The sequence below is a fragment of the Bartonella sp. SL317 genome, from assembly GCF_059687655.1.
Window position 1 is genome coordinate 287,597 of record NZ_CM185144.1, and the last position, 19,976, is coordinate 307,572.

The 19,976-nt window shown below is 38.0% G+C and carries 31 protein-coding genes and 2 pseudogenes; 23 read left to right on the forward strand and 10 right to left on the reverse strand.

Annotated features, from left to right (window positions below; genetic code table 11):
- Nucleotides 1–82: 82 nt before the first annotated feature.
- The 5 genes from AC6ER9_RS01300 (at nt 83) to AC6ER9_RS01320 (ending at nt 2,735) form a co-directional block, all read left to right on the forward strand.
- Nucleotides 83–562 carry a crossover junction endodeoxyribonuclease RuvC gene (locus AC6ER9_RS01300; protein ID WP_497074663.1) on the forward strand — a complete coding sequence of 160 codons (480 nt, stop codon included), beginning with the start codon at nt 83–85 and terminating at the stop codon, nt 560–562.
- Complete coding sequence (locus AC6ER9_RS01305; protein ID WP_497074664.1) at nt 552–962, forward strand: DUF1376 domain-containing protein; 411 nt, start codon at nt 552–554, stop codon at nt 960–962. The genes AC6ER9_RS01300 and AC6ER9_RS01305 overlap by 11 nt, the downstream gene beginning before the upstream one ends.
- Nucleotides 955–1,668: a hypothetical protein gene (locus AC6ER9_RS01310; RefSeq protein WP_497074665.1), complete on the forward strand. Its 714-nt coding sequence runs from the start codon at nt 955–957 to the stop codon at nt 1,666–1,668. Before AC6ER9_RS01305 ends, AC6ER9_RS01310 begins: the two co-directional genes overlap by 8 nt.
- Nucleotides 1,669–1,873: 205 nt before the next feature.
- A complete protein-coding gene (locus AC6ER9_RS01315; RefSeq protein WP_497074666.1) occupies nt 1,874–2,230 on the forward strand; it encodes a hypothetical protein in 357 nt (118 codons plus the stop codon).
- Entirely contained in the window at nt 2,217–2,735 is a 519-nt protein-coding gene (locus tag AC6ER9_RS01320) for a hypothetical protein (RefSeq protein WP_497074667.1), read from the forward strand. Before AC6ER9_RS01315 ends, AC6ER9_RS01320 begins: the two co-directional genes overlap by 14 nt.
- Here AC6ER9_RS01320 and AC6ER9_RS01325 read toward each other — a convergent pair.
- From AC6ER9_RS01325 to AC6ER9_RS01345, 5 genes and pseudogenes are all read right to left on the reverse strand, one after another.
- Entirely contained in the window at nt 2,719–3,420 is a 702-nt protein-coding gene (locus AC6ER9_RS01325) for a hypothetical protein (protein WP_497074668.1), read from the reverse strand. The genes AC6ER9_RS01320 and AC6ER9_RS01325 overlap by 17 nt on opposite strands.
- 398 nt (nt 3,421–3,818) lie before the next feature.
- Nucleotides 3,819–4,247 carry a type II toxin-antitoxin system HicB family antitoxin gene (locus tag AC6ER9_RS01330; RefSeq protein WP_497074669.1) on the reverse strand — a complete coding sequence of 143 codons (429 nt, stop codon included), beginning with the start codon at nt 4,245–4,247 and terminating at the stop codon, nt 3,819–3,821.
- A 66-nt stretch (nt 4,248–4,313) separates the two neighbouring features.
- The gene (locus tag AC6ER9_RS01335; protein WP_004859817.1) at nt 4,314–4,505 is read right to left on the reverse strand and encodes a hypothetical protein; all 192 of its coding nucleotides are present in this window, start codon (nt 4,503–4,505) and stop codon (nt 4,314–4,316) included.
- A 182-nt stretch (nt 4,506–4,687) separates the two neighbouring features.
- Nucleotides 4,688–4,981, reverse strand: a complete 294-nt coding sequence (locus AC6ER9_RS01340; RefSeq protein WP_497074670.1) for a HigA family addiction module antitoxin — start codon at nt 4,979–4,981, stop codon at nt 4,688–4,690.
- A gap of 16 nt (nt 4,982–4,997) precedes the next feature.
- Nucleotides 4,998–5,279: pseudogene (locus tag AC6ER9_RS01345) on the reverse strand (type II toxin-antitoxin system RelE/ParE family toxin).
- 191 nt (nt 5,280–5,470) lie between these two features.
- Here AC6ER9_RS01345 and ssb point away from each other — a divergent pair.
- The 4 genes from ssb (at nt 5,471) to AC6ER9_RS01365 (ending at nt 7,117) form a co-directional block, all read left to right on the forward strand.
- A complete protein-coding gene (gene ssb / locus AC6ER9_RS01350; RefSeq protein WP_497074266.1) occupies nt 5,471–5,914 on the forward strand; it encodes a single-stranded DNA-binding protein in 444 nt (147 codons plus the stop codon).
- A 10-nt stretch (nt 5,915–5,924) separates the two neighbouring features.
- On the forward strand, nt 5,925–6,461 hold the full coding sequence (locus tag AC6ER9_RS01355) for a hypothetical protein (protein ID WP_497074671.1): 537 nt from the start codon (nt 5,925–5,927) through the stop codon (nt 6,459–6,461).
- Nucleotides 6,462–6,524: 63 nt separating this feature from the next.
- On the forward strand, nt 6,525–6,725 hold the full coding sequence (locus tag AC6ER9_RS01360) for a type II toxin-antitoxin system HicA family toxin (RefSeq protein WP_497074672.1): 201 nt from the start codon (nt 6,525–6,527) through the stop codon (nt 6,723–6,725).
- Nucleotides 6,722–7,117 carry a type II toxin-antitoxin system HicB family antitoxin gene (locus tag AC6ER9_RS01365; RefSeq protein WP_497074673.1) on the forward strand — a complete coding sequence of 132 codons (396 nt, stop codon included), beginning with the start codon at nt 6,722–6,724 and terminating at the stop codon, nt 7,115–7,117. Before AC6ER9_RS01360 ends, AC6ER9_RS01365 begins: the two co-directional genes overlap by 4 nt.
- 163 nt (nt 7,118–7,280) lie before the next feature.
- On the opposite strand, the gene AC6ER9_RS01370 is transcribed toward AC6ER9_RS01365, so the two are convergent.
- Together AC6ER9_RS01370 and AC6ER9_RS01375 are read right to left on the reverse strand one after the other, a co-directional pair.
- A complete protein-coding gene (locus AC6ER9_RS01370; RefSeq protein WP_497074674.1) occupies nt 7,281–7,703 on the reverse strand; it encodes a type II toxin-antitoxin system HicB family antitoxin in 423 nt (140 codons plus the stop codon).
- Nucleotides 7,704–7,723: 20 nt separating this feature from the next.
- Entirely contained in the window at nt 7,724–7,906 is a 183-nt protein-coding gene (locus AC6ER9_RS01375) for a type II toxin-antitoxin system HicA family toxin (protein ID WP_038473319.1), read from the reverse strand.
- Nucleotides 7,907–8,258: 352 nt separating this feature from the next.
- Between AC6ER9_RS01375 and AC6ER9_RS01380 the strand changes: the two genes are divergently transcribed.
- From AC6ER9_RS01380 to AC6ER9_RS01395, 4 genes are all read left to right on the forward strand, one after another.
- Nucleotides 8,259–8,585, forward strand: coding sequence for a hypothetical protein (locus AC6ER9_RS01380; protein WP_497074269.1), 327 nt, complete (start codon nt 8,259–8,261; stop codon nt 8,583–8,585).
- Entirely contained in the window at nt 8,582–9,163 is a 582-nt protein-coding gene (locus AC6ER9_RS01385) for a hypothetical protein (RefSeq protein WP_497074675.1), read from the forward strand. Before AC6ER9_RS01380 ends, AC6ER9_RS01385 begins: the two co-directional genes overlap by 4 nt.
- A gap of 594 nt (nt 9,164–9,757) precedes the next feature.
- Nucleotides 9,758–10,501 carry an antA/AntB antirepressor family protein gene (locus tag AC6ER9_RS01390; protein WP_497074676.1) on the forward strand — a complete coding sequence of 248 codons (744 nt, stop codon included), beginning with the start codon at nt 9,758–9,760 and terminating at the stop codon, nt 10,499–10,501.
- Nucleotides 10,498–10,776, forward strand: a complete 279-nt coding sequence (locus AC6ER9_RS01395; protein ID WP_497074677.1) for a hypothetical protein — start codon at nt 10,498–10,500, stop codon at nt 10,774–10,776. The genes AC6ER9_RS01390 and AC6ER9_RS01395 overlap by 4 nt, the downstream gene beginning before the upstream one ends.
- 48 nt (nt 10,777–10,824) lie before the next feature.
- Here the strand turns inward: AC6ER9_RS01395 and AC6ER9_RS01400 are convergent, their stop codons facing one another.
- Both AC6ER9_RS01400 and AC6ER9_RS01405 read right to left on the reverse strand, forming a co-directional pair.
- Nucleotides 10,825–11,130, reverse strand: a complete 306-nt coding sequence (locus AC6ER9_RS01400; protein ID WP_497074678.1) for a BrnA antitoxin family protein — start codon at nt 11,128–11,130, stop codon at nt 10,825–10,827.
- On the reverse strand, nt 11,108–11,374 hold the full coding sequence (locus AC6ER9_RS01405; RefSeq protein ID WP_220717753.1) for a BrnT family toxin: 267 nt from the start codon (nt 11,372–11,374) through the stop codon (nt 11,108–11,110). The genes AC6ER9_RS01400 and AC6ER9_RS01405 overlap by 23 nt, the downstream gene beginning before the upstream one ends.
- An 89-nt stretch (nt 11,375–11,463) precedes the next feature.
- Between AC6ER9_RS01405 and AC6ER9_RS01410 the strand changes: the two genes are divergently transcribed.
- From AC6ER9_RS01410 to AC6ER9_RS01455, 10 genes and pseudogenes are all read left to right on the forward strand, one after another.
- On the forward strand, nt 11,464–12,015 hold the full coding sequence (locus tag AC6ER9_RS01410) for a hypothetical protein (protein WP_497074679.1): 552 nt from the start codon (nt 11,464–11,466) through the stop codon (nt 12,013–12,015).
- A 30-nt stretch (nt 12,016–12,045) separates the two neighbouring features.
- Nucleotides 12,046–13,973, forward strand: a pseudogene (locus tag AC6ER9_RS01415) (phage terminase large subunit family protein).
- 3 nt (nt 13,974–13,976) lie between these two features.
- Complete coding sequence (locus AC6ER9_RS01420; protein ID WP_497074680.1) at nt 13,977–14,225, forward strand: phage head-tail joining protein; 249 nt, start codon at nt 13,977–13,979, stop codon at nt 14,223–14,225.
- Nucleotides 14,225–14,458 (forward strand): hypothetical protein, encoded by a 234-nt coding sequence (locus AC6ER9_RS01425; RefSeq protein ID WP_497074681.1) that lies wholly within the window; start codon nt 14,225–14,227, stop codon nt 14,456–14,458. Before AC6ER9_RS01420 ends, AC6ER9_RS01425 begins: the two co-directional genes overlap by 1 nt.
- Nucleotides 14,377–15,768, forward strand: coding sequence for a phage portal protein (locus tag AC6ER9_RS01430; protein WP_497075252.1), 1,392 nt, complete (start codon nt 14,377–14,379; stop codon nt 15,766–15,768). The genes AC6ER9_RS01425 and AC6ER9_RS01430 overlap by 82 nt, the downstream gene beginning before the upstream one ends.
- The gene (locus AC6ER9_RS01435; protein WP_497074682.1) at nt 15,758–16,801 is read left to right on the forward strand and encodes a S49 family peptidase; all 1,044 of its coding nucleotides are present in this window, start codon (nt 15,758–15,760) and stop codon (nt 16,799–16,801) included. Before AC6ER9_RS01430 ends, AC6ER9_RS01435 begins: the two co-directional genes overlap by 11 nt.
- Nucleotides 16,802–16,911: 110 nt before the next feature.
- The gene (locus tag AC6ER9_RS01440) at nt 16,912–17,064 is read left to right on the forward strand and encodes a hypothetical protein (RefSeq protein WP_246054783.1); all 153 of its coding nucleotides are present in this window, start codon (nt 16,912–16,914) and stop codon (nt 17,062–17,064) included.
- On the forward strand, nt 17,061–17,432 hold the full coding sequence (locus tag AC6ER9_RS01445) for a head decoration protein (protein ID WP_497074683.1): 372 nt from the start codon (nt 17,061–17,063) through the stop codon (nt 17,430–17,432). The genes AC6ER9_RS01440 and AC6ER9_RS01445 overlap by 4 nt, the downstream gene beginning before the upstream one ends.
- A 12-nt stretch (nt 17,433–17,444) precedes the next feature.
- Nucleotides 17,445–18,515, forward strand: a complete 1,071-nt coding sequence (locus tag AC6ER9_RS01450; protein WP_497074684.1) for a major capsid protein — start codon at nt 17,445–17,447, stop codon at nt 18,513–18,515.
- 1 nt (nt 18,516) lies between these two features.
- Nucleotides 18,517–18,810: a head-tail joining protein gene (locus tag AC6ER9_RS01455; protein WP_497074685.1), complete on the forward strand. Its 294-nt coding sequence runs from the start codon at nt 18,517–18,519 to the stop codon at nt 18,808–18,810.
- A 78-nt stretch (nt 18,811–18,888) separates the two neighbouring features.
- On the opposite strand, the gene AC6ER9_RS01460 is transcribed toward AC6ER9_RS01455, so the two are convergent.
- Nucleotides 18,889–19,974 carry a hypothetical protein gene (locus AC6ER9_RS01460; protein WP_497074686.1) on the reverse strand — a complete coding sequence of 362 codons (1,086 nt, stop codon included), beginning with the start codon at nt 19,972–19,974 and terminating at the stop codon, nt 18,889–18,891.
- Nucleotides 19,975–19,976 lie beyond the last annotated feature (2 nt).

The following is a 19,976-nucleotide window of genomic DNA, read 5'->3' on the forward strand; positions in this document are numbered from 1 at the left end:
CAAACATTTTTGCAAGACGGGCAATCACAACACGATTTGTCATGGCGTGCAGATAAATACACAACAGCCTTAAGGGGGGATTATGATCACGCATGCACAAACCATTCTCTGTCTTGATCTAGGCACTAAAACTGGTTGGGCTATATGCGGTGCTGATGGTCACATAATAAGCGATACAGAACATTTTCAATCACGCCGTTTTGAAGGCGGTGGTATGCGTTATCTACGCTTTAAGAAATGGCTTTCTGAACTAAAGAGGTCCGTTGATGAAATTGATGCCGTGTATTTTGAAGAAGTACGCCGGCATGTGGGGACTGATGCAGCGCATGTTTACGGTGACTTTCTAGCAACTTTAACGGCTTGGTGTGAACATCATCAGATACCGTATGAAGGTATTCCAGTTGGCACAATTAAGAAAGAAACAACCGGCAAAGGAAATGCTTCAAAAGAAGAAATGATTAAAGCGGTGCGTGCAAAAGGACACACGCCTTGTGACGATAATGAAGCAGATGCTTTGGCAATTTTATATTTAAAGAAAGAAGGGGGTATATATGTCCAGTAAATTACCATGGACAAGGCTTTTTGCAGATAAGTGGGCAATGATTGTTGATTATTTGCCTGCTGTAGAGGGCAATATTTATATGCGATTACGGTTACGTATGTTGCGTACTGGTGAACCTCTTTTTTATAACATTAAAGTTTTATCTCATTACACCGGTTATTCAGTGAAGAAGTTTGAAGCAGCGTTAAATGTTTTGCTTGAAGAAGGACACCTTGTTCGTTTAGCAGATGGTCGCTTATGGAATTTAGATGTTGAAGAAGAACTCAATAACTCTAATGAGAATTTAGATAAATCTTCAGAAAAGGCATCAAAAGCAGCAAAAGCTAGATGGGATAAAAACAAAGATAAAAGCAATCATGATGTTAGTGAAATGCACAAGCAATGCATGAGCAATGCATGAGCAATGCTTGGAAATGCACAATAACATTAACAATAACAATAACAAAAAAAATAAAAATATTCTTTTATCAAAAAGAGAAATTGAATTTGAAAATTTAGAAACAACAGATTTGCTTGAAGAGCCAATCGAGTGTGATGATGTTCAATCAGAAGAAATTAAAACGATAGAAACTAAACAACCAATCATTCACGAGCAAAATAACAACATTTCAAACGAAGCTAATAATCGATGGCAAATTAACGAAGCAATGATTGAGAAATTGCCGTCACGAAAAGGTAAAAAGGTTGGTAAACAACTTTCAGAAATCGTTGACAAGATAATGCCTGCTTATTTTCCAGAGAAAGCAAAATTTCTTGAGGTAACAAGGAAAACGAGGGAAAAACAAGAAGTTGAAAGCATATTAGAAGATTTCAAGCCCGATTTCCAATACGCAATTAAACAAGGGTTAACGTATGATGAAGCGTTATCAGAATTTAAAAAATTTTTACGCTTTTCAAAAGCAAACCCATGTCGAAATGCTCATGAACGAGATTGGCAAAGCGCTTGGGATAATTGGATTACGCACCCAAAATATGGATTGGTAAGAAAGAAACACGCAGAATTAGAAATGAAAGAACTATGTACAATCACATGTTGTGAACCACTATCAGACACCTTGGTAAAATATCTCAGAAATACAGAGGCTATCAGTTCATTTGCAACATAATAAAATCGTATTTAGTTGCATTTGGAGATCAGCAAAATAGTGAAAAGTGCTGATGGTTTTGAGATTAGATATGCGTTTAAATCGACAAAAAGGCACCGTACAGAGCGATTTAAAGATTTTATGATAAAACATATCTGTAATATAAAACACTCTGTACGATCAAATTTGAGATAAGTAAGCCCATACGTAAAATTAGGATTAAAGCATGACAATTTTAAAACATTTATCCTTAATAAACCGTAAACAGCCCATGCAAAAAAAGTTCGTAGCAACAGCCGTTAGTTATGTTCCATGGGGAGATGGAGCAGCAGAGTATTTTTACAACCTCTACGAATATGAAGACGGTACAAGAGAATGTGAAAAGTTTGATGGTGGTCAGTATTACACCGTACCAGAGAATGCGGGTTTTAGCACCAAAGCGCAAGTGAAGGCGTGGATTTACGGTGGTAATTTACCAAGAAGTGTTCTCGATTATGAACCTCTCATTGATGAGATCAACAAAGAAATTAAAAAATTATCAAAAGCCGCAGAAAGTAAAGAAAATAAACATGTTTACAGATAAGCAGATAAAAGCCTTATTTGGCATTGGAATTTTTATATTTTTATGTTTTTTAGGAATTAGAAAAAATCCCTACTTTATTCAAAGTATTTTGATATTTGCATCTTTTGGTTTGATAATGGTAACAAATATTTTTATAATTTTATGCAATTCTAATATCCCTTCTGAGTTGCAGAATAACCCAAAATATAAAGATGATGATACAACTGGTTGGGTGAAACTAACACGTGATTTAAAACAATATATGCACCGACTCTTAAATATAATAATTTTAGCGCTTGTCGTTTTAATTTTTCCAAATAGTTATAAAGAAACTTTTTCTTTGCCTGTCATTTCTAGGTATATGGAACACAAGTTTCCTGTTTCATTAGATACCGTACTGTTGTACTCAGATATTGCTATTTGGTATTATTTTTTATGCCGTGTACTCTTTCTTATGTTGTATACACGCAGTTTAATAAATATATCTATCCTTACGCTGCAGTGTTCCATTATAAAGCCACAGTGAAATTTCCGATTTCAAAGATCAATTCTTTTTTTACAGAATCTTTATTATATCTGCCATTATCATCTTTAGATACTTTAATAGGGATTCTATGCTGAAAACTTTCAGTATTAAATATTACATCGAACTTATCATATGTATCTCCCACAAAATTTAATTTGTGGAATATGGGATTTTTTTTATCTTTTTTTAAAAAATCACACAAATACTCCCTCAAATTATTTTCTTCTTTAAATTTAATATCTAAGCTGAGTTCTATTTCAGTAACATCATCATTGGGAAATGCATCAAGAGAATCTTTAGCCAACTCCGTTAAGTATTTTGCTGATTGCTTTCCAAAAAGTTCTAATTGTTTTTGTTTTTTATATTTTAATTTTATTTCTTTAATGGAATGCAATTTTTTTTCAAAATCTTGCTTATCAATAAGCTTAGGTAAAATATTAATTTCTTTCTTGAAATTTTCTTTGTAGTGTGACTGCAAGCATTGGTTTAGCTTTTTACTTGAAGAAAAAAGAAGAAATTTTGTAGGAATCAAAACTCCAAAATATTGTTGATTTTGTTCAATTTGTTTTTTAGAACGTGGATTAGGAACGCTTTGAAAGCCATTTTCGGAATCAATCACTTCAGGATCATAAGGACTTTCTTCTCCTGTTAAAACATAAACCCAATAGTAGGCACTTGATTTCACAGAAAATTTTTCAATTGTTAAGGTAGCATATTGATTTTCACGGTAAGAGTGTACGTTCCTTCCTATAAAAATTTATCAATACAATTTTTATTAACTAATTTTGAGTCTGTATCTATTTCATATTTATAAGAAAGAAAGTTAATGGTATTCATAAAGCTAACACAATTACAACGTTTATAATCTTATTGAGCAGTAAGTACTGCCCAAGTTATCTCAGTGATTATGAGGAGTGGTTTCTATTTAAAATATCTTGTATCTTTTAGAATCATTCAGCTAAAAAGTGGAAGTTATGAAATTTTACTTGTAGAAGCAATATGAGTTCTAAAAAATCTATTATAAAAATTTTTTAAATTTAAAAGAACGATAATCATCTTCCCTGCTTTAAGCGGAGAAGAAGATCAAGCCGTATCTTTGACTGTAATCACAACTTGCTTACCAAGAACAGTCAGTGCTTGCTCTAGTGTTTGAAGTTTCGTTGGATAATTTAGATCAAGAATGCGTCTTGCTTCTGTTTCTTTCTTACCCAAACGATTGGCTAATTCTGTTTTAGTAATATGGGCTTCTTTAAAAGCTTCTACCACTGCAAGCTTAAGAGCATTCCATGCATCTACCGTTACCTCTACAAGACCTTTATACTGCTGTGGTGTAGGGAGAGGCAAACCCCGCATCGGATAGCTACGTAATGCCAACCCTAAAGCTTCAACAGCATTCTCTAGTGCCTCTGCTCTATTTTCTCCAGCTGTTATTGCTTCGGGTACATCTGGAAAAGTTACCACAAAACCACCATCTGGATCAGATTCCAATTTTGCTTGATAAGTATATTCCATATCTAAATCTCCTTTCTGTTACCAAAATGCTTCTAAGAGAGGTATAAAAACATTCGAATGAAAACTTCACACTCCCAACTGTTTTTTGATTATTTTCACATAGAGCGGGGTTAATTCACCAGATTTTATAACGGTCGTCTTATCTCCAAAAGTGACTAAATAATGGGACCCCTTGCCTGCATCTGGAGCCTCACTGTAATGAATACCTCTTTTTCTGGCTTCTTTACGTAACTCTCTAAGCAGTGCTTCTCTTTTCATTCACCCTCTCCCACTTTGTAATAAAACTAATATCGCACAAAAAAGTTCGTCAGTCAATAACAAATCGTACAAAAAAGTTTGATATAATCATTTATGAGAGGAGCTTCCTTAAAGAACTAGAAAATGCCGAGAATTGCTTAATATGTTTTAAGTACAAAAAAGCTCAATCTCGTTTTTCATTTCTAAAGATGCTCTACTTGCTCTAAAGGTAAAATATGGGGGATTGAGCTGTTATGACGAGCTTGCCATAGATCATGCTTTTGTTGCAATTTAAGCCAAAATTCTGCATCATTTAAACCAGCCTTTTCTAAACGTAAAGCAAGGTTAATACTGATTGCGGCATGACAGTTTAAAACACGCGATAGAGTTAAACGTGCAACGCCGAGATGATTTGCAGCCTCTGTTACTGTTAAGCCTAATTCGTCCAGCAATTCTTCTTTCAAAATGCCGCCAGGGTGTGGAGGATTGTACATCATAATAATACCTCAAAAATCAATGGTAATCTTGGTAATCAACCAGTTCAACGTTTGTTCCAATGAAACGAAAAGTAACACGCCAATTTGCATTAACACGCATAGATCAATAACCCTTTAAATCGCCTGTAAGTTCGTGAAGACGGTATGATTTAATAGTCATTTGTTCAGGAGCGGATATCGTATCTAAAATCACTAAAATATTTGCTCATTTTTTAGCATGTGCAGGCTGTATTCCTTTAACAATTCCTTTTTCGAAAAATAACTTCAACCCTTTATGCTTAAAACTAACGATTGCCATAATACTACCCCTTTGCTACTTGATACGATACACCATGCATTTATGTCAATCGATTATTTATTAATTTGTCATGTAAAACATAATGTTATATGTTAATATTTAATAATATCATTTTGAAATAATTGAAAAAATAAACAAATTATGATAAAATTTTATATGTATAAAATGCAAATCAAATGGAACTTACAAACATGTTGAATAAAGTGACTTTAATTGGCTATTTAGGGGATAATCCAGAGAGCAAAACGATGAATTCTGGTGCAGAAGTGGTCAATTTTCGGTTGGCAACCTCTGAGAGCTATACAGATAAAAACACGCACCAAAAAGTAGAGAAAATAGAATGGCATTCCGTGGTAGTGTTTAATCCACATTTGGCAAAAATTGCGCTTCAATACTTAAACAAAGGTTCAAAGGTTTACGTAGAAGGCAAATTACAAACCCGTAAATGGCAAGATAAAAATGGTCATGACCGTTACACAACAGAAATTGTTTTGTCACAATACAAAGGTGAATTGTATTTGCTTGATGCAAAGAAAGAGCAATCTCCCCCCTCACCCGTGACTTCTCAAAATTATGCTACAGCCTCTGGTGCCTCCGATTATAGCGCATCTCTTAATGACAGCGTGCCATTTTGATTGAAAAAATATGACAAAAAGAAAAAAACGAGCAAAACGCGGTCGTCCTCGCATTGAAGGTTGTATCAGAGAACCAAATGGTCGTATCTCACGAACCAAAATGCCTCGTGACCCTATCGATAAATTGGCAATTGAAATGCGTGCCAAACGCTTCTGTTTGACCATAGAAGAAGCAAAAAATCCGCTTTCCGGTACCTATATCGGACGGCTTTATCTGCAAGGCAACCTTAATCAAGATCAATACGATGCAGCACAAAAATATCTTGAAGTGAAAAATGATTATTTATGTGCAAAAACATTACCTAGTGCAATTTATGATGAAATGCCCTCATCTTCTGATGAAGCAGCTAGAAAAAAATGGGTTGAATTTACAACAAAACAATTTTCAAATATGCAAGAGGTAATAAAAGAAACACAACATCTTTACAGACAGTATAATTTTTATGCTGCATTACAATACCTTGTTATAGAAGATCTAGAATTGCCATATCTTGTACCTTCATTACATATCGTCCTTAATGCTCTTCAAAAATATTTTGGTTATTAAAAACATTGACTTAGAATAAAAAAAATATAGTGTGTAAATATATACACATTATGAGATTGGGTAATGGAACAAAACAGCCGAAAGATAATTGCAAAATTAAAACGCGACGGCTTTGAACTTGTTAAAGTGAAAGGTTCACACCATAAATTTAAAAAAGATAGCAAGGTTGTTATTGTTCCACAGCCTAAGAAGAATCTTCCAATCGGTACAGCGCGTTCTATTGCACTACAAGCAGGCTGGTTAAAAAAAGGAGAAGAAGAATGAAAAGATTTTTTGCTCTTGTTCATAAAGATGAGGATTCTGCTTTTGGTATTCAGTTTCCCGATTTTGAAGGTTTATTCTCTGCTGCTGATGAAGAAGAAAATCTTATCATAAATGCAACCGAAGCCTTACAACTTTATTGTGAAGATATGGATACAGTGCCTGTTCCTTTAAAATTTGAAGAAGTAATACAACAGAAAGCTGTCAAAAAAGCTTTGTCACAAGGAGCTTTTTTAATACAAGTTCCTTTTATTGAAAATGATGCAGAAGTTGTACGTACCAATATATCAATTGAACGAGGGCTTTTACGTGCAATTGATAATTGTGCACAAGAGAGAGGTTTAACAAGATCTGCTTTTTTGGCAACAGCAGCCCGCCATGAGCTTAATATTTAGCTATATATTAATGAAAATCAAAAAGCAGCAGGTAAACAAAATGCTACAGTTAAGAGGGATATGACTATCATTGATATCATATACACAGCATCTAATATTTCTGGACCTGTCATTTCTCTTCCCTTCTATAATAATTGCTCAGTAGTTTATAAATAAATAAGTTTTAAGCAGCATCTTGGATACTAATGGTAACTTCTTTGCCAAGAATAATAAGAGTGGATTCTAAAGAGTCTAATTTTGTTGCGTGGTTTAAATCCAACAATCGATCAATTTGTATTGGATTGAGTTTTAAAAGACGCGTAAGATCTGCTTTGCGTAATTTTTTTTCAACCATAGCGTTATGTATTGCAATTTTTAAAGTGACCAATGAAGATACTTCAACAAAAGGATAGGCAGTATCACGAACTCCGAAAGGAACAAATTCTCGATCTTGGAAACGCCCCATAATAACTGTTAAAAGGGCATTTTTAGCGTTTTCTAAAGCCTCTTTTTCGTCGTTACCATAGGTAATAAATTCTTGAAAGTCTTTGGAAACGACAAGAAGAGTATCATTGTCATCTTTGATAAATTTAAGTGCATATTTCATTTATATCTCCATATTCAGACTTACCTTAGGTCAAGATCTTTAAGAATCTTTTGAACTAATCCCGTTCCTAATTCTTTCCGTGTACCATGCATAGGTAAAACAGATTTTTTAGAACCGCGTTTTACAAGCAAATGGCCACCTTTCCCTGAGGTAAAACTGCAACCATGTTTTGTAAGATATCTTTTTAATTCTTGACTGTTCATAAACATAACATAACATCTAAAATGTTTAAATACAACATAAATGTTGTTATTTGTATAAAATTAAAGATTGGCTTTTAAAATACTAAGTTTTGATCAAAAAATTAAAAAAATACAAAATATAGATTTTTTCTATTGACAATACGTAGAAAATTTTATTTAATGCCTGTGCTGTCACTGGTCGTATTGTGTCTAAAATTCAAAAAAATCCCTTAAAATTTGTTAAAATATTAAGCTTTAAAAGTAGTTTAACTTACTGTTTTTATTAAAAAAACTGGATTATCTATTTTGCACACATCAAAAGCCATTCATTGACCAATAATGTCATTAATTAACTTCCTCAAAAGGAGTGAAGATGAAAGCAATCATCACCAAACCAATGTGTGTTGTTGGCGACAACAAAAGCACTGTTCGTTTTGAAACATCAACTTTAAATAATCCATTTGTGGAGGTTTCCAATCAAGTCTACGCACGCCTCAAACGCGCCAATGCCGCAAAACCTTTTTTGGAAAGTAAAACAACAATAAAATCTGAAAAGATAAATGAACCAATTAAGCCAATAGAAAAAGAAGCCGTACAGATATCCTCTGAACCAAGTGCAGAAGAAATTTCACTTCAACAGACCGAAACATCTAAAGTTTCCAAATCATCAACACCTACGACAAAAAAGCTTAAAAGTTGAAATTAATCATCCATCAAGAATGGTATCTTCAACAGGTAAAAGATCCCTTTACCAATCTTCAAGCACCACGTCTTAATTGGGCTTTGCGGAACGCTATAAATACTTCAGCAAAACAAGTCGAACGCTTTACTGAAAAGCAAGTTTCCGACCTCTCATCAGCCCAACTAAAGCGTATCAAAAAAGGTATTTATATTAAAGGAAAAGCTACCGCAAAATTTCTCGAGACAGATATCATTGGTTCTGGAACACCCTTGCCTCTTAAATTTTTTCAAGCAAAAGAAACAAAACGCGGTGTGACCTACACAATGTTTGGAAAGAAAGAAATCTTGCCCCATGGTTTTATTAAGGGGGGAAATTTTCCAAAGCGTGTTGAATTAAAAAAAATGAATGGTCATGTTTTTCAAAGAGTAGACGACGATAAATTCCCCATTGCAAAACAAGAAGGACCTTCAATTGCTATAGTGATGTCTAAGCCAGAGATTACAAATTCTATTATAAAAAAAGCCAATGAAAGATTAACCAAAAACATACAGATTCAACTTTCTCGTCAAGAATACGCTGCCAATAAAAGAGGCTAGATCATGTTCTTAAGCTTTATCTATACATTACATATAGTTATTAGTTTACGCATTCCATATTCTTATTGTAATTTCAAAAACAGATCATCGCTTATGCTTTGCTTTTTCCATAAAAAAACCAATAAAATCAATGCAAAAGGTACTTTCCAGCGGGTTGGCTTCGTTGCGGGGCGGACGAGCGCGAACTATCGCTAGCGACAGAATTTTCAAATCGACTGTACATTGTACACTTAACATATTGATAAATAACAAAATTAATGTGCATTAATATACACACTATACAATCTATGATTATTTAAAAAAATGTGAAGTCACCGCTTGACAATATGGCAACAATGTGTCTATTGTTGAGTCAGGTGCCTCAAAAACACCCAACGATAAGCGGATAGATTACCGAAATAATCTCTTCCCGCCGAAATTTAAAAACTTTGACTCATCACATGCTTTGTAGCATATAGTGATTTTGTCGGGTGTGGTTACACTATACAATACCCTTGCGGGAAAAGTGTAACGACGGACTTATCGCCGTGTTTTTGAGCGCCCGGCACTCTTTTTGAGTGTCAATCAAAAACATCTAACGATAAGGAGTTCATTATGAACACGCTTATAGAAATATCAGAACAGGTTATTGATCAAGAAACTGTTCAAACAGTCAATGCTCGTGATTTACATGCATTTTTGGGAATTACATCAAAGTTTGCAGACTGGATTAAAAATCGCATTAAAGAATGTAAGTTTTTGGAAAATATAAACTTTATAATGCTTTCTAAAAATTTAGAAAACGGTGGAAAGATAAAAGAATACCATATTACCTTAGATATGGCTAAGCACCTTTCCATGATAGAACGTAATGACAAAGGACATGAAGCGCGTCAATATTTTATCAAGTGTGAAAAGCTTTTGAAAAAAGTAGTAACACCGCAAATAAATCTTGCCAATGCTTTGGAAAATCCTCTTACGATTAAACAGCTGCTTTTAGAGAGTATCAATCAATTAGAAGACTTAAGAAACGAGGTAAGTACACTCAAACCAAAAGCAGAGGCTTTAGAAGGCTTAAAGCGCTCTGATGGGCTGTTCGGTCTTATTGAAGCAGCAAAGATGTTAGAGATACGACCAAAGGATTTAAACGATTATTTGCGCAAACACGATTGGGTCTATCGACGTGCTCCAGGGGCGCCTTTGCTACCCTACCAAGATAAAATCAAGAAAGGTTTTATGGATTGCCCTGCGATTACTATTCAAAGACCAGATGGTACGGAAAAAATACTCCCTTCGACAAAAATCACCTCCAGAGGATTGGCATGTTTAAGAGAACAAATCCATGGAGGTGTACAATGAAGATTGATACCAACTTCTTATGCAATTTGTGGATAGCATTATCTCAATTTTCTAGACATGAAAATATGAGTGACAAAGATTGTACTGCTCTGGTTGATACTATGAGTGTCATAGAAAAAGCTTTGATTTTAAAGCTTCAAGATGATGTGCCAAATATACTTAAAATTTTAACAGTTCTAACAGATTTTGGAGATTCAGAGCTACCGCATAGCATGGATTCTTTGTTGCGTGCTTACGAACCAGATTTAGACAACCCTATTAAAAAGGTTGCTTAAGGTAAAACATTTCCCTTCCCCATCTTTTAAGGTGGGGAGGTGGTAGCTTTAGCAACGGCTTGCTTTTTTTAACACTTCACTCATACGTGTGCGCCAATCTTTTCCTTGTTTTTTAAAAGAGGCAATAACGTTTGGGTCAAGGCGTAGAGTAACCGCTTGTTTTGGAGATTCAACAGGCGGACGCCCACGTTTACGGCGTTCTTCTGTTACATACTTAAAGAAAGAGGGTGGTAAAACATCTTTCGCTGGCTTGAGACGTGCAAGTTCTTCATCTGTTAGTGGTGGAGAATCCACAGCGTCCCAATCTTCTTTTGTATAGTCACAGCCTACTTCAAAGGTTTTTTTGATAGTCATTGAAAACCTCTCTTTCTTTTTTATTGGCTTGACGGAAACTGATAATGGATATCGCTTCAGTGCCAAGCTTCGCAAAAACAACAACGGTCGTACCATTAGCAAAACGTCCAATAGCCTTCATGCGGTTTGAATGAGTTGCATCAATAAGAGCATGCTCCCAATCAAAGTAAATAACATCAGCAAAATCAAGCTTATGTTTAACAATGTTTACAGCTCTTTTTGGTTCATCCCACACGATCTTCATATATTTTATGTACACGAAAAATACAATTGTGTCAATAATTAAAGTGTACAATAATTCGCATAAATTATTTAAAATGGAGCGACTGCTCAATGAATAAGAAATCTCGAAAAGGTCTATCGCTTCGTGCCTTTGCCAAAAAGATGCATGTTTCTCCTAATGCGGTGGTTTCTCGTTTTAAAACTGGAAAATTTGATAAGGCTATTTTTGAAGATGGTTCTGTTAATGAAGCGCTTGCAACAGCCATCTGGAATGAGAATCCAACAAAGCGCCCTGCCCCATTTTTAGCACCGGATGGTCAACCACGGACAAAGATCAAACAAATCTCTAAAGAGGGTGCTAATGAATACGAAATCAAACTGGAGAGAATGCAAGTTGCCCTTGAAAGCGAAAAGATTGCTCTTGAACGTTTGCGCGAAACAACCGTTGACCGTGAAGAAGTAAAGAGAGCAGCCCGTGAGTTTGGAAGAGCACACCGTGATGCCATGTTGAATTTTCCTCACCGCTTTGGAGCAAGTATTGCCGCACAGGTTGGATGTGATGCCGCAAGCCTTATCGGTGCTATCGATTATTATATACGAAAAGCTTTGCTTGAAGCTGTTCATATTCCAGTTCCTTATCATGATCATCAACCTCCGGAATGAGAGCGTTTTGGGGCACGCAAAGAATGAATAATGGATGAGAATGCTGTTAAAGAATTTTTCGCCAATGCCAATGATGCAAGACAACCGAACCCACCGTATACGGTTTCTCAATGGGCGGACAAGAATAGATACCTTAGCACCGTAGCAAGTGCTGAACCTAGATTATGGAGAACAAAACGCACCCCCTATTTGCGCGAAATCATGGATAATCTTTCCTCTTATGTGCCTATTGAAACAACCATTGTTATGAAAGGGGCACAAATTAGTATGTCAGAGGCAGGACTGAACTTTTGTGGTTATGCTATTCATTATAGTCTAGGACCAGCCCTTTATGTCATGCCCACCGTTGAGACAGCCAAAAAGCTTTCAAAGACGCGGCTTGACCCCATGATTATGGCCAGTCCCGTTTTAAGTGAACGCATAGCCTCTGCCCGTGCGCGTGACAGCGGTAATACCATGTTTTCTAAAGAATTTGATGGTGGGGCGTTGATGCTGACAGGAGCCAACAGTGCTGCTGGTTTGTGCTCTATGCCTATTCGTTATCTGATTTTGGATGAGGTTGATGCTTATCCTCTCAGTGTCGATAACGAAGGTGATCCGGTGATGATCGCAGAAAAGCGTACCTCGACCTTTATTCAACGAAAGATCTTTAAATTGTCCACGCCAACCCACCGTGACACAAGCCGTATTGCCAAGGATTTTGTTTTAGGAGACCAGCGATATTACAACGTCCCTTGTGATGCATGTGGTGTACTCCAGCCAATTGTTTGATCACAGATTAAATGGCCGAAAGGTGCCCCTGAAAAGGCTGTTTTTGTTTGTGCGCATTGTGGTCACGAGCATGCTGAACACCGAAAAACGGATTTGATGTGTGAAGAAAGAGGTGCGTGTTGGGTTCCTACCAGCGAGTCTAGCAGACCCAATTTGCGCTCTTATCATATTTCTGCACTCTATTCCCCTTGGCTAACGTGGGGGAATGTGCAAGAGAGTTTTTAAATGCCAAAGATGATCCAGCCCTTCTGCAACCTTTTGTGAACACTGTTCTTGGAGAGCCATGGGAGGATAGAACCGGTGAGGTTGTTGATCCAGACAGTCTCTATGCAAAGCGCGAAGAGTATCCCCTTGCCCCAGAACAAGCTGTGGTGTTGACAGCAGGAATTGACGTACAAAATGACCGTTTAGAGCTTGAAGTGGTAGGTTGGGGACGCAGCGAAGAAAGTTGGCATATTGATTATCAAGTTATCCTTGGTGATCCCTCTTCTTTTGAAGTGTGGGACCAACTGGATGAATATCTTGCAAAACGTTGGCCGCATCCAGGCTATAAAGACGGTATTAGGATAACGGCGGCTTGTATTGATACTGGTGGTGGACATACACAGGCTGTTTATAATTATGTGCGCCCCCGTGAAGGACGGCGCATCTGGGGCATTAAGGGACAGGCTGGCTGGCGTGCGGTATGGCCACGCCGCCCAAGCAGAAACAATAAAGGACAGATTAATCTTTATATTGTTGGGGTTGATGCGGCGAAAGATATCATTACAGCGCGGTTTAAAAAATCGGGTCCCGAAGCAACGGGGGCTGGTGCAACACATTTTCACAAAAGCCTTGATCGAGAATATTTTGATCAGCTAACCGCTGAAAGAAAAGTGATCAAATTTTTTAAAGGCTTCAAGCGTATTGAATGGCAAAAAAGTGAAAAGGCAAGAAACGAAGCCTTGGATTGTAGGGTCTATGCTTATGCGGCTTTACAAGGTCTGATTTCGGCAGGAATAAACCTTAATCGAGAAGTCGATATCTTAGAAGAACGTTTGGAAAAGCTTAAAATTGAAGGCTCTGTAGAGCAGCCAACATCAGAACATGTGTCCTCTCCTTCTCCAAGAAGATCTCAGACAATACGGCCTCAAAAGAAACCATTCAGAACAATGATGAATCCTTATATGCGAGGGGATTGGAGGTAATTTGTGGATGAAACTTTAGAACCAATGAACAGCAAAATTGAAAGACTTGAAAGTTTAAAAAGGCGGCGTGAGCAAATTGAAGAAGCTCTTTATTCGGGTGCGCAATCCGTCCGCCATGGCGATAAGCAAGTCAGTAACCGCTCTGTTGAAGAACTGCGCAGAGCACTTGAGATGCTGAACACACAAATAGCAGACCTTGAAGGACGCAAACGTTCACGCGTGTTCTATTTTAATATATCACGAGGCTATTAATGGCTGGTTTGTTCAATAAAATTACGGGATTTTTTACAATTTCTCGTCAACACAATCCCCATTTTGAAGCGGCAAGCAAAAGCCACCGTATGGGTGGTTTTGACCCCGCAAAAAACATATCAATAAAGCCATTGAAGAATGCGGTGATACCATTGTTGCCCGTTCAAGATGGCTTTATGACAATGAATCTCTTTATGGTTCTGCAACAGAGGAATGGGTTTCTGCCGCGGTGAGTGATGGGATTAAACCCTATCCTCGTATTGAAGGCTTTCAAGAAGAAAAGAAAAAGCTTTTAGACTTATGGTGGCAATGGGTTGATGAAGCCGATTATGATGAAGATGCCAACTTTTATGGGCTGCAGGCAACCATTGCACGAGAGGTCTTTTTAACTGGTGAATGCTTTGTAAGACTGCATTATGTTGACCTTTATGGACGCTCTGGTGTGCCTCTTCAATTACAAGTTTATCCAACCGAAATGCTGGATTTAACTTACAACGGACCTGCTGAAATTAAAGGCAATTACATTCGTATGGGGATTGAATTTAATGCCAGTGGTAAGCGCGTTGCTTATCATTTCTGGAAACATCACCCCTATGATGATTGCCCTTCCAATACAGTCTTTGAGAGTCAAGAGCGCATACGCGTGCCTGCTGAAATGGTCATTCATATCAAAGAGCGCCGTATTGCTGGACAATTGCGCGGTTCTCCCAAAATAACGCGCTCTATGACAAAAATCTTTCAACTTGAATCCTATGATGATGCAGAACTTGAACGAAAAAGGACAGCGGCTCTTTTTGCAGTGTTTATTACAGGAACTTCTCCCAATGGTGAAAGAATACCTGAAAACCGTAGTGAAGAGGACGCCAAAGAACAAGAATTACCGGTAGCTGCACCTGGTGCTTCACTTTACGTAGGAGAGAATAAAGAGGTTACATTCTCAAATCCTGTTGAGGTTGATGGCTCTTATGAGGCTTTTCAATTTCGCAATATCTTGAAAATTTGTTCTGCTCTCAATATGCCTTATGCCGTTGTGACAGGGGATGTTACGCGAGGAAACTTTTCCAATGTGCGAACCTCCATTATTCAGTTTAGACGCCATGTTAAACAATGGCGAGAACATATCATTGCCTTTCAGTTTAATCGCATTGTTTGGGAACGCTTTGTCGAAATGGCAGTGCTTGGCCAATGCGTGAATTTACCAGGATGGGAAGAAAGTCCCTTGCCATGGCTTCAATGTGAAAGCTTTGCACCACCCCTTGAAATGATTGACCCCATTAAAGACATTTCCGCAGAAAAAGAAGAAATCCGTGCTGGCTTGAAAACACGACGTATGGCGTTGGCTGAACGGGGCTTTGATATTGATAACATTCATGCCGAACTTGAAGAAGAACGCACAGATGCGCACACACGGGGTTTATCCTTTGATACCGATAATGCGCTAGCGCCCTCTGGTGGCAATCAACTGATTGATACGGAAGATTCAGATCCTTCTGAGAGTTATGAAAGCAACCAAGACAGTAAGGCACAAGCAAATGGTGAATAATCTTGATATGCCCTTTTTGGCATCACGGCTTTTTGGTGTTCCACACATGCTTGCTTCTACAAAGCTTGATATTATTCTCAATGCGCTTGCTCCACGGCTTTTTGCAGGAGAAAAGTTTGCCGTGAAAGCCTTTTTGGAAAAGGATGGGGCTGCTTTAAGACCACCAGAAACTTACGTGGTGCAAAACAATATTGCTATCATACCGGTTCATGGCACGCTTGTACGTCGTGGTGCATGGCTTGGGGCTTTATCGGGATTGACCTCTTATGAAGGCTTGGGCGCTTCTTTTCGTGAAGAAATTAGGCAACCTGATGTTCATGCAATATTGCTGGATATTGACAGTAGCGGTGGAGAAGCCGGCGGTGTGTTTGATCTGGTGGAAGAGTTTCAAGCACTTTCACAAAAATATAACAAGCCGATTTGGGCACATGCCAATGAATTTGCTTGTTCGGCAGCTTATGCCATTGCTTGTTCTGCTTCTCAAATCTGGACTGCACGCACAGGGGTTGTGGGCTCCATTGGGGTTGTTTGTGCGCACCTTGACCAGTCCCGTGCAGATGAAAAACATGGGCTGAAATGGACTTTTATCTTTGAAGGGGATCATAAAGTTCATGGCAACTCTCACGAACCTTTGAGCGATACAGCACAGATAAAAATACAAGCCGATTACGCCCTACTCTACGAGATGTTTGTGGATTTGGTTGCAAAAAACAGACCTCTGAATGCGGCTACAATTCGCGATACCAAAGCAGAAACTTTTATAGGCAACCAAGCCATCACGCTTGGATTGGCAGATGCGCATGGAACTCTTGCGCAAGCTTTGGAAGCCTTAATGGATTCCATTCACTCACCCCCAACAGCAACAAAAAAAGGACAAAGCCCATGGCACGCACACACTACCGCGCCGAACAAGAGGATGATGAAAAGATTGTCGACGTCACCCATGAAGACGAAGAAGACACTCTCGACATTGACGCAGACGACGAAGAAGAAAGCGAAGACGAGGACAACGAAGATAAGCAAGAAAACATAAAAGCAGCTCTTGAAAAAGAAAGAAAACGCGCACAGGCACTCACAAACCTTGAAAAGCAAGCAAAGCGTTTAGGTGTTTCTTTTGATGCAGCAAAAGCAATTCAAAGCGGCATGAATGTTGAGAAGGCTAAAAATGTTGTTTTATCTGCTGCTGTCTCAAAAAGTTCCTCTTTAAAACTATCGACCACAGCGCCCCATAGTGATGGGACGAGCAAGGCAAAAATTAATACAAAATGGGAAGCCGCTTGGAGGGCAATAAAATGAATAATCAAGTTTTTTATGAAGATGTTCGCAATGGCGCTTATCTTGGACGCTATGATACGGATATGTCCAATGAAGAAGTGGTTTTTGCGTCTGGGGCATTTGTTGAAGCCGGCACTGTTATGGGAAAAGTAACAGCAACGGGGAAATATGTTCCTCTCAATCCAGCAGCATCTGATGGCAGTAAAATACCAGCAGGGATTTCTTATGCCACTGTTGATGTAACAGAGGCAGATCAACGTGCAGTCATTACAGCGCGCTTGAGTACCGTGAAAGCTTCTGAACTCCTATGGCCGGATGCCATTACAGACGAACAAAAAAATGCTGCCATTCAGTCTTTAGAAGACAATAACAAAATACTGTTGCGATAGGAGAATGCGTACATGGATATGAACTTTTTTAAACACGACGCTTTCTCCGCAACCACCATGATGAAAGCGATTGAAAACTATGAGTTTCAACCTAGTCTCATTAGCTCTCTTAATCTTTTTGAAGAAGTGGAAACAAGCACCACAGTGGTTGGCATTGAAAGACGTGACAATACATTGTCTTTGATTCAGACCAGTGAACGGGGCGCCCCTTTGATTGAAGGAGATGGGCATAATCTGCATTTTTTCAAAACAACACGGATCGCCAAAAGTGATACCGTAAAAACAGAAGAAATCCAAGGATGGGATATATTGAGGCCAGAAGATCAACTCGAGACAGCAATGAAATATATTGCTAGAAAACAAAAGAAGCTGATTTCTGAAATCGAATTGACATGGGAAAACATGCAGCTTGGCGCTGTTCAAGGTGTTGTGCTTGATGCCGATGGCTCTGTTATTGTTGATTGGTACAAGGAATGGGAAATTACACCCCCAAAGCCGATTGATTTTAAACTGAATGTTGAGACAACAAATGTTGCCGACCACGTTGATCAAATCATTATGAGAATGATTGAAGCTTCAAAGGGGGCATTTTCTGATCATTCACGGATTATTGGACTTTGTGGAAATGAATTCTTTTCCAAATTGAAAAACCATAAGACAATTCGTGAAACCTATCTCAATACAGCGCTTGCACAAACACTCAATAGCGCTGGAGGTGTTGCAACACCCAGTAGCATTGGTTCTGGAAGCTTTGGTAGTTTTGACTTTGCGGGTGTTACGTTCATTAACTACCGCAGTGTTCATAACTATAATGTAAGTGCAAAAGCTGGAACAAAACGCGCCATAGGCATTAAGCCCGATGAATGCCAGTTTTTTCCTTCCAATGCGCCTAGCGTGTTCCAAAAAACCTTTTCTCCAGCAGAAACTGAGAATTTTTCTCACACAATTGGAAAATCTCTTTACACTATTCTTATTCCAGATACTAATCACAATACATGGGCCAAACTTGTGGTGTACAGCTATCCGCTTTATATTTGCACACGCCCTGAAATGCTCTTTAAAGCGGTCAGTGGAGGCAAATAGCATGCAATGGCACGGGTTTGCTCAACAAAATGATCAAGATGTACGCAACACCTTTGGGCAACCCGTCATCTATACGCGAAAAGATAATCAACAATCGTTTCAGATTACAGCAATTTACGGCATTAAACATTCAGAATCGAACGCTGGCGGGAGAATCCCCACAACAGTGCCTCGAAAAGAACTTGATGTCTGTATTCATGATATCGGTGGCTTCCCCCCAAAACCTCAAGATAGTGTTGTGATCATTTCTCCTAAAGATACCTCTCAAGAGCACTTCTTGATCACAGAGGTATAAGCCTCTGAATCCGGTATGTATAAGCTTATCTTACGGGAGTTAAAGTAAGGGAAGTCTATATGGTATACCTTTAAAAATCTAATAAGGCTGCCCAAGAGCTCGGATTATTGCTGCAAACCTTGGATTTGGAATAGCACTAAATCGGTAATTCCATGGTGCGCCAGTACGATGACTGATGTGACATCCTTGGTATGTTATAGATACTGATGCAATGCTTGCCCAAGTAGTCCTTTCATTATCTTCAGGGCTTTCAAATACAATAGCTTGATTTGTTACTAAAAGACGTCCTAAAAGCGGGGTATTTTCGCCAATATTGAAGGTAACGCGCGCTTGAACTCCCAACAGTTTTTCATTTTGTGCTAAACGATAATCATATTCACTTGCGTCAAGTTCTTGAAACATTTCACATGCCTCCTCAAAATTAGAGGGAGGAATGTCTGATTGCCACAAAGCAACTTCTTCTTCAAAGCGTTTTTCTTTTTTACTTGCAATATAGATAGGGATAATCAAAGCTAAAACGATAAGTATTGGTACTAATAACCATAGTGTAATACTTATTATTACGACAATGCCTCCAATCAGTAGAGTACAAAGGAGAAAGATCTTTATTCTCTTTTCTAACCGTTTTTTTTCAAGTTCCGGTGACATTTTATTAACAATTGATAAATCAGAAGAGGGGTGGATATGGGGGGGAGGCATTAACACCTGCTCTGAAACTGTTTCTTTAAAACGTTTTTTGCGTTTATCTCGCCAATGAACAAAAATAGACAATGCAATAAACGCAAAGAAAATTAACCTGAACCACCTCCAAAAACCTAGATTATCATTTTCGTCTGACTTTTTGTCTTGAACATAGATACTTTGCTTATCAGTATTCTCAAGTAGTGGCTGTGTCACGCTTTCATTTTGAGTAGCAATATTTATTAATAAAGCTGAGGAGGAGAAAAAAAATTCATTATTGTATGCAACCTGATCTGATTCGATTTTGTGAAAAAAAACCGCACCTAATATTGCAAAGCTGAGAAATAATAAAACTCCAATGCCAAGGGTTTTCAATCCGTTTTTACGCCATTTTTTTATATACACTAAAACAAGGCCGACAACCATCACTGATAACGACAACAAACATACGATCATTGCAATTGCATCAAGCATGCCAAGCATTA

What these genes read in the sequence shown, in the direction of transcription:
- AC6ER9_RS01300 (WP_497074663.1), top strand. Translation starts at nt 83, where the DNA reads ATGATCACGCATGCACAAACCATTCTCTGTCTTGATCTAGGCACTAAA.
- AC6ER9_RS01305 (WP_497074664.1), top strand. Translation starts at nt 552, where the DNA reads ATGTCCAGTAAATTACCATGGACAAGGCTTTTTGCAGATAAGTGGGCA.
- AC6ER9_RS01310 (WP_497074665.1), top strand. Translation starts at nt 955, where the DNA reads ATGCATGAGCAATGCTTGGAAATGCACAATAACATTAACAATAACAAT.
- AC6ER9_RS01315 (WP_497074666.1), top strand. Translation starts at nt 1,874, where the DNA reads ATGACAATTTTAAAACATTTATCCTTAATAAACCGTAAACAGCCCATG.
- AC6ER9_RS01320 (WP_497074667.1), top strand. Translation starts at nt 2,217, where the DNA reads ATGTTTACAGATAAGCAGATAAAAGCCTTATTTGGCATTGGAATTTTT.
- AC6ER9_RS01330 (WP_497074669.1), bottom strand. Translation starts at nt 4,247, where the DNA reads ATGGAATATACTTATCAAGCAAAATTGGAATCTGATCCAGATGGTGGT.
- AC6ER9_RS01335 (WP_004859817.1), bottom strand. Translation starts at nt 4,505, where the DNA reads ATGAAAAGAGAAGCACTGCTTAGAGAGTTACGTAAAGAAGCCAGAAAA.
- AC6ER9_RS01340 (WP_497074670.1), bottom strand. Translation starts at nt 4,981, where the DNA reads ATGATGTACAATCCTCCACACCCTGGCGGCATTTTGAAAGAAGAATTG.
- ssb (WP_497074266.1), top strand. Translation starts at nt 5,471, where the DNA reads ATGTTGAATAAAGTGACTTTAATTGGCTATTTAGGGGATAATCCAGAG.
- AC6ER9_RS01355 (WP_497074671.1), top strand. Translation starts at nt 5,925, where the DNA reads ATGACAAAAAGAAAAAAACGAGCAAAACGCGGTCGTCCTCGCATTGAA.
- AC6ER9_RS01360 (WP_497074672.1), top strand. Translation starts at nt 6,525, where the DNA reads ATGGAACAAAACAGCCGAAAGATAATTGCAAAATTAAAACGCGACGGC.
- AC6ER9_RS01365 (WP_497074673.1), top strand. Translation starts at nt 6,722, where the DNA reads ATGAAAAGATTTTTTGCTCTTGTTCATAAAGATGAGGATTCTGCTTTT.
- AC6ER9_RS01370 (WP_497074674.1), bottom strand. Translation starts at nt 7,703, where the DNA reads ATGAAATATGCACTTAAATTTATCAAAGATGACAATGATACTCTTCTT.
- AC6ER9_RS01375 (WP_038473319.1), bottom strand. Translation starts at nt 7,906, where the DNA reads ATGAACAGTCAAGAATTAAAAAGATATCTTACAAAACATGGTTGCAGT.
- AC6ER9_RS01380 (WP_497074269.1), top strand. Translation starts at nt 8,259, where the DNA reads ATGAAAGCAATCATCACCAAACCAATGTGTGTTGTTGGCGACAACAAA.
- AC6ER9_RS01390 (WP_497074676.1), top strand. Translation starts at nt 9,758, where the DNA reads ATGAACACGCTTATAGAAATATCAGAACAGGTTATTGATCAAGAAACT.
- AC6ER9_RS01395 (WP_497074677.1), top strand. Translation starts at nt 10,498, where the DNA reads ATGAAGATTGATACCAACTTCTTATGCAATTTGTGGATAGCATTATCT.
- AC6ER9_RS01400 (WP_497074678.1), bottom strand. Translation starts at nt 11,130, where the DNA reads ATGACTATCAAAAAAACCTTTGAAGTAGGCTGTGACTATACAAAAGAA.
- AC6ER9_RS01405 (WP_220717753.1), bottom strand. Translation starts at nt 11,374, where the DNA reads ATGAAGATCGTGTGGGATGAACCAAAAAGAGCTGTAAACATTGTTAAA.
- AC6ER9_RS01410 (WP_497074679.1), top strand. Translation starts at nt 11,464, where the DNA reads ATGAATAAGAAATCTCGAAAAGGTCTATCGCTTCGTGCCTTTGCCAAA.
- AC6ER9_RS01425 (WP_497074681.1), top strand. Translation starts at nt 14,225, where the DNA reads ATGGCTGGTTTGTTCAATAAAATTACGGGATTTTTTACAATTTCTCGT.
- AC6ER9_RS01435 (WP_497074682.1), top strand. Translation starts at nt 15,758, where the DNA reads ATGGTGAATAATCTTGATATGCCCTTTTTGGCATCACGGCTTTTTGGT.
- AC6ER9_RS01440 (WP_246054783.1), top strand. Translation starts at nt 16,912, where the DNA reads ATGAATGTTGAGAAGGCTAAAAATGTTGTTTTATCTGCTGCTGTCTCA.
- AC6ER9_RS01445 (WP_497074683.1), top strand. Translation starts at nt 17,061, where the DNA reads ATGAATAATCAAGTTTTTTATGAAGATGTTCGCAATGGCGCTTATCTT.
- AC6ER9_RS01450 (WP_497074684.1), top strand. Translation starts at nt 17,445, where the DNA reads ATGGATATGAACTTTTTTAAACACGACGCTTTCTCCGCAACCACCATG.
- AC6ER9_RS01455 (WP_497074685.1), top strand. Translation starts at nt 18,517, where the DNA reads ATGCAATGGCACGGGTTTGCTCAACAAAATGATCAAGATGTACGCAAC.
- AC6ER9_RS01460 (WP_497074686.1), bottom strand. Translation starts at nt 19,974, where the DNA reads ATGCTTGGCATGCTTGATGCAATTGCAATGATCGTATGTTTGTTGTCG.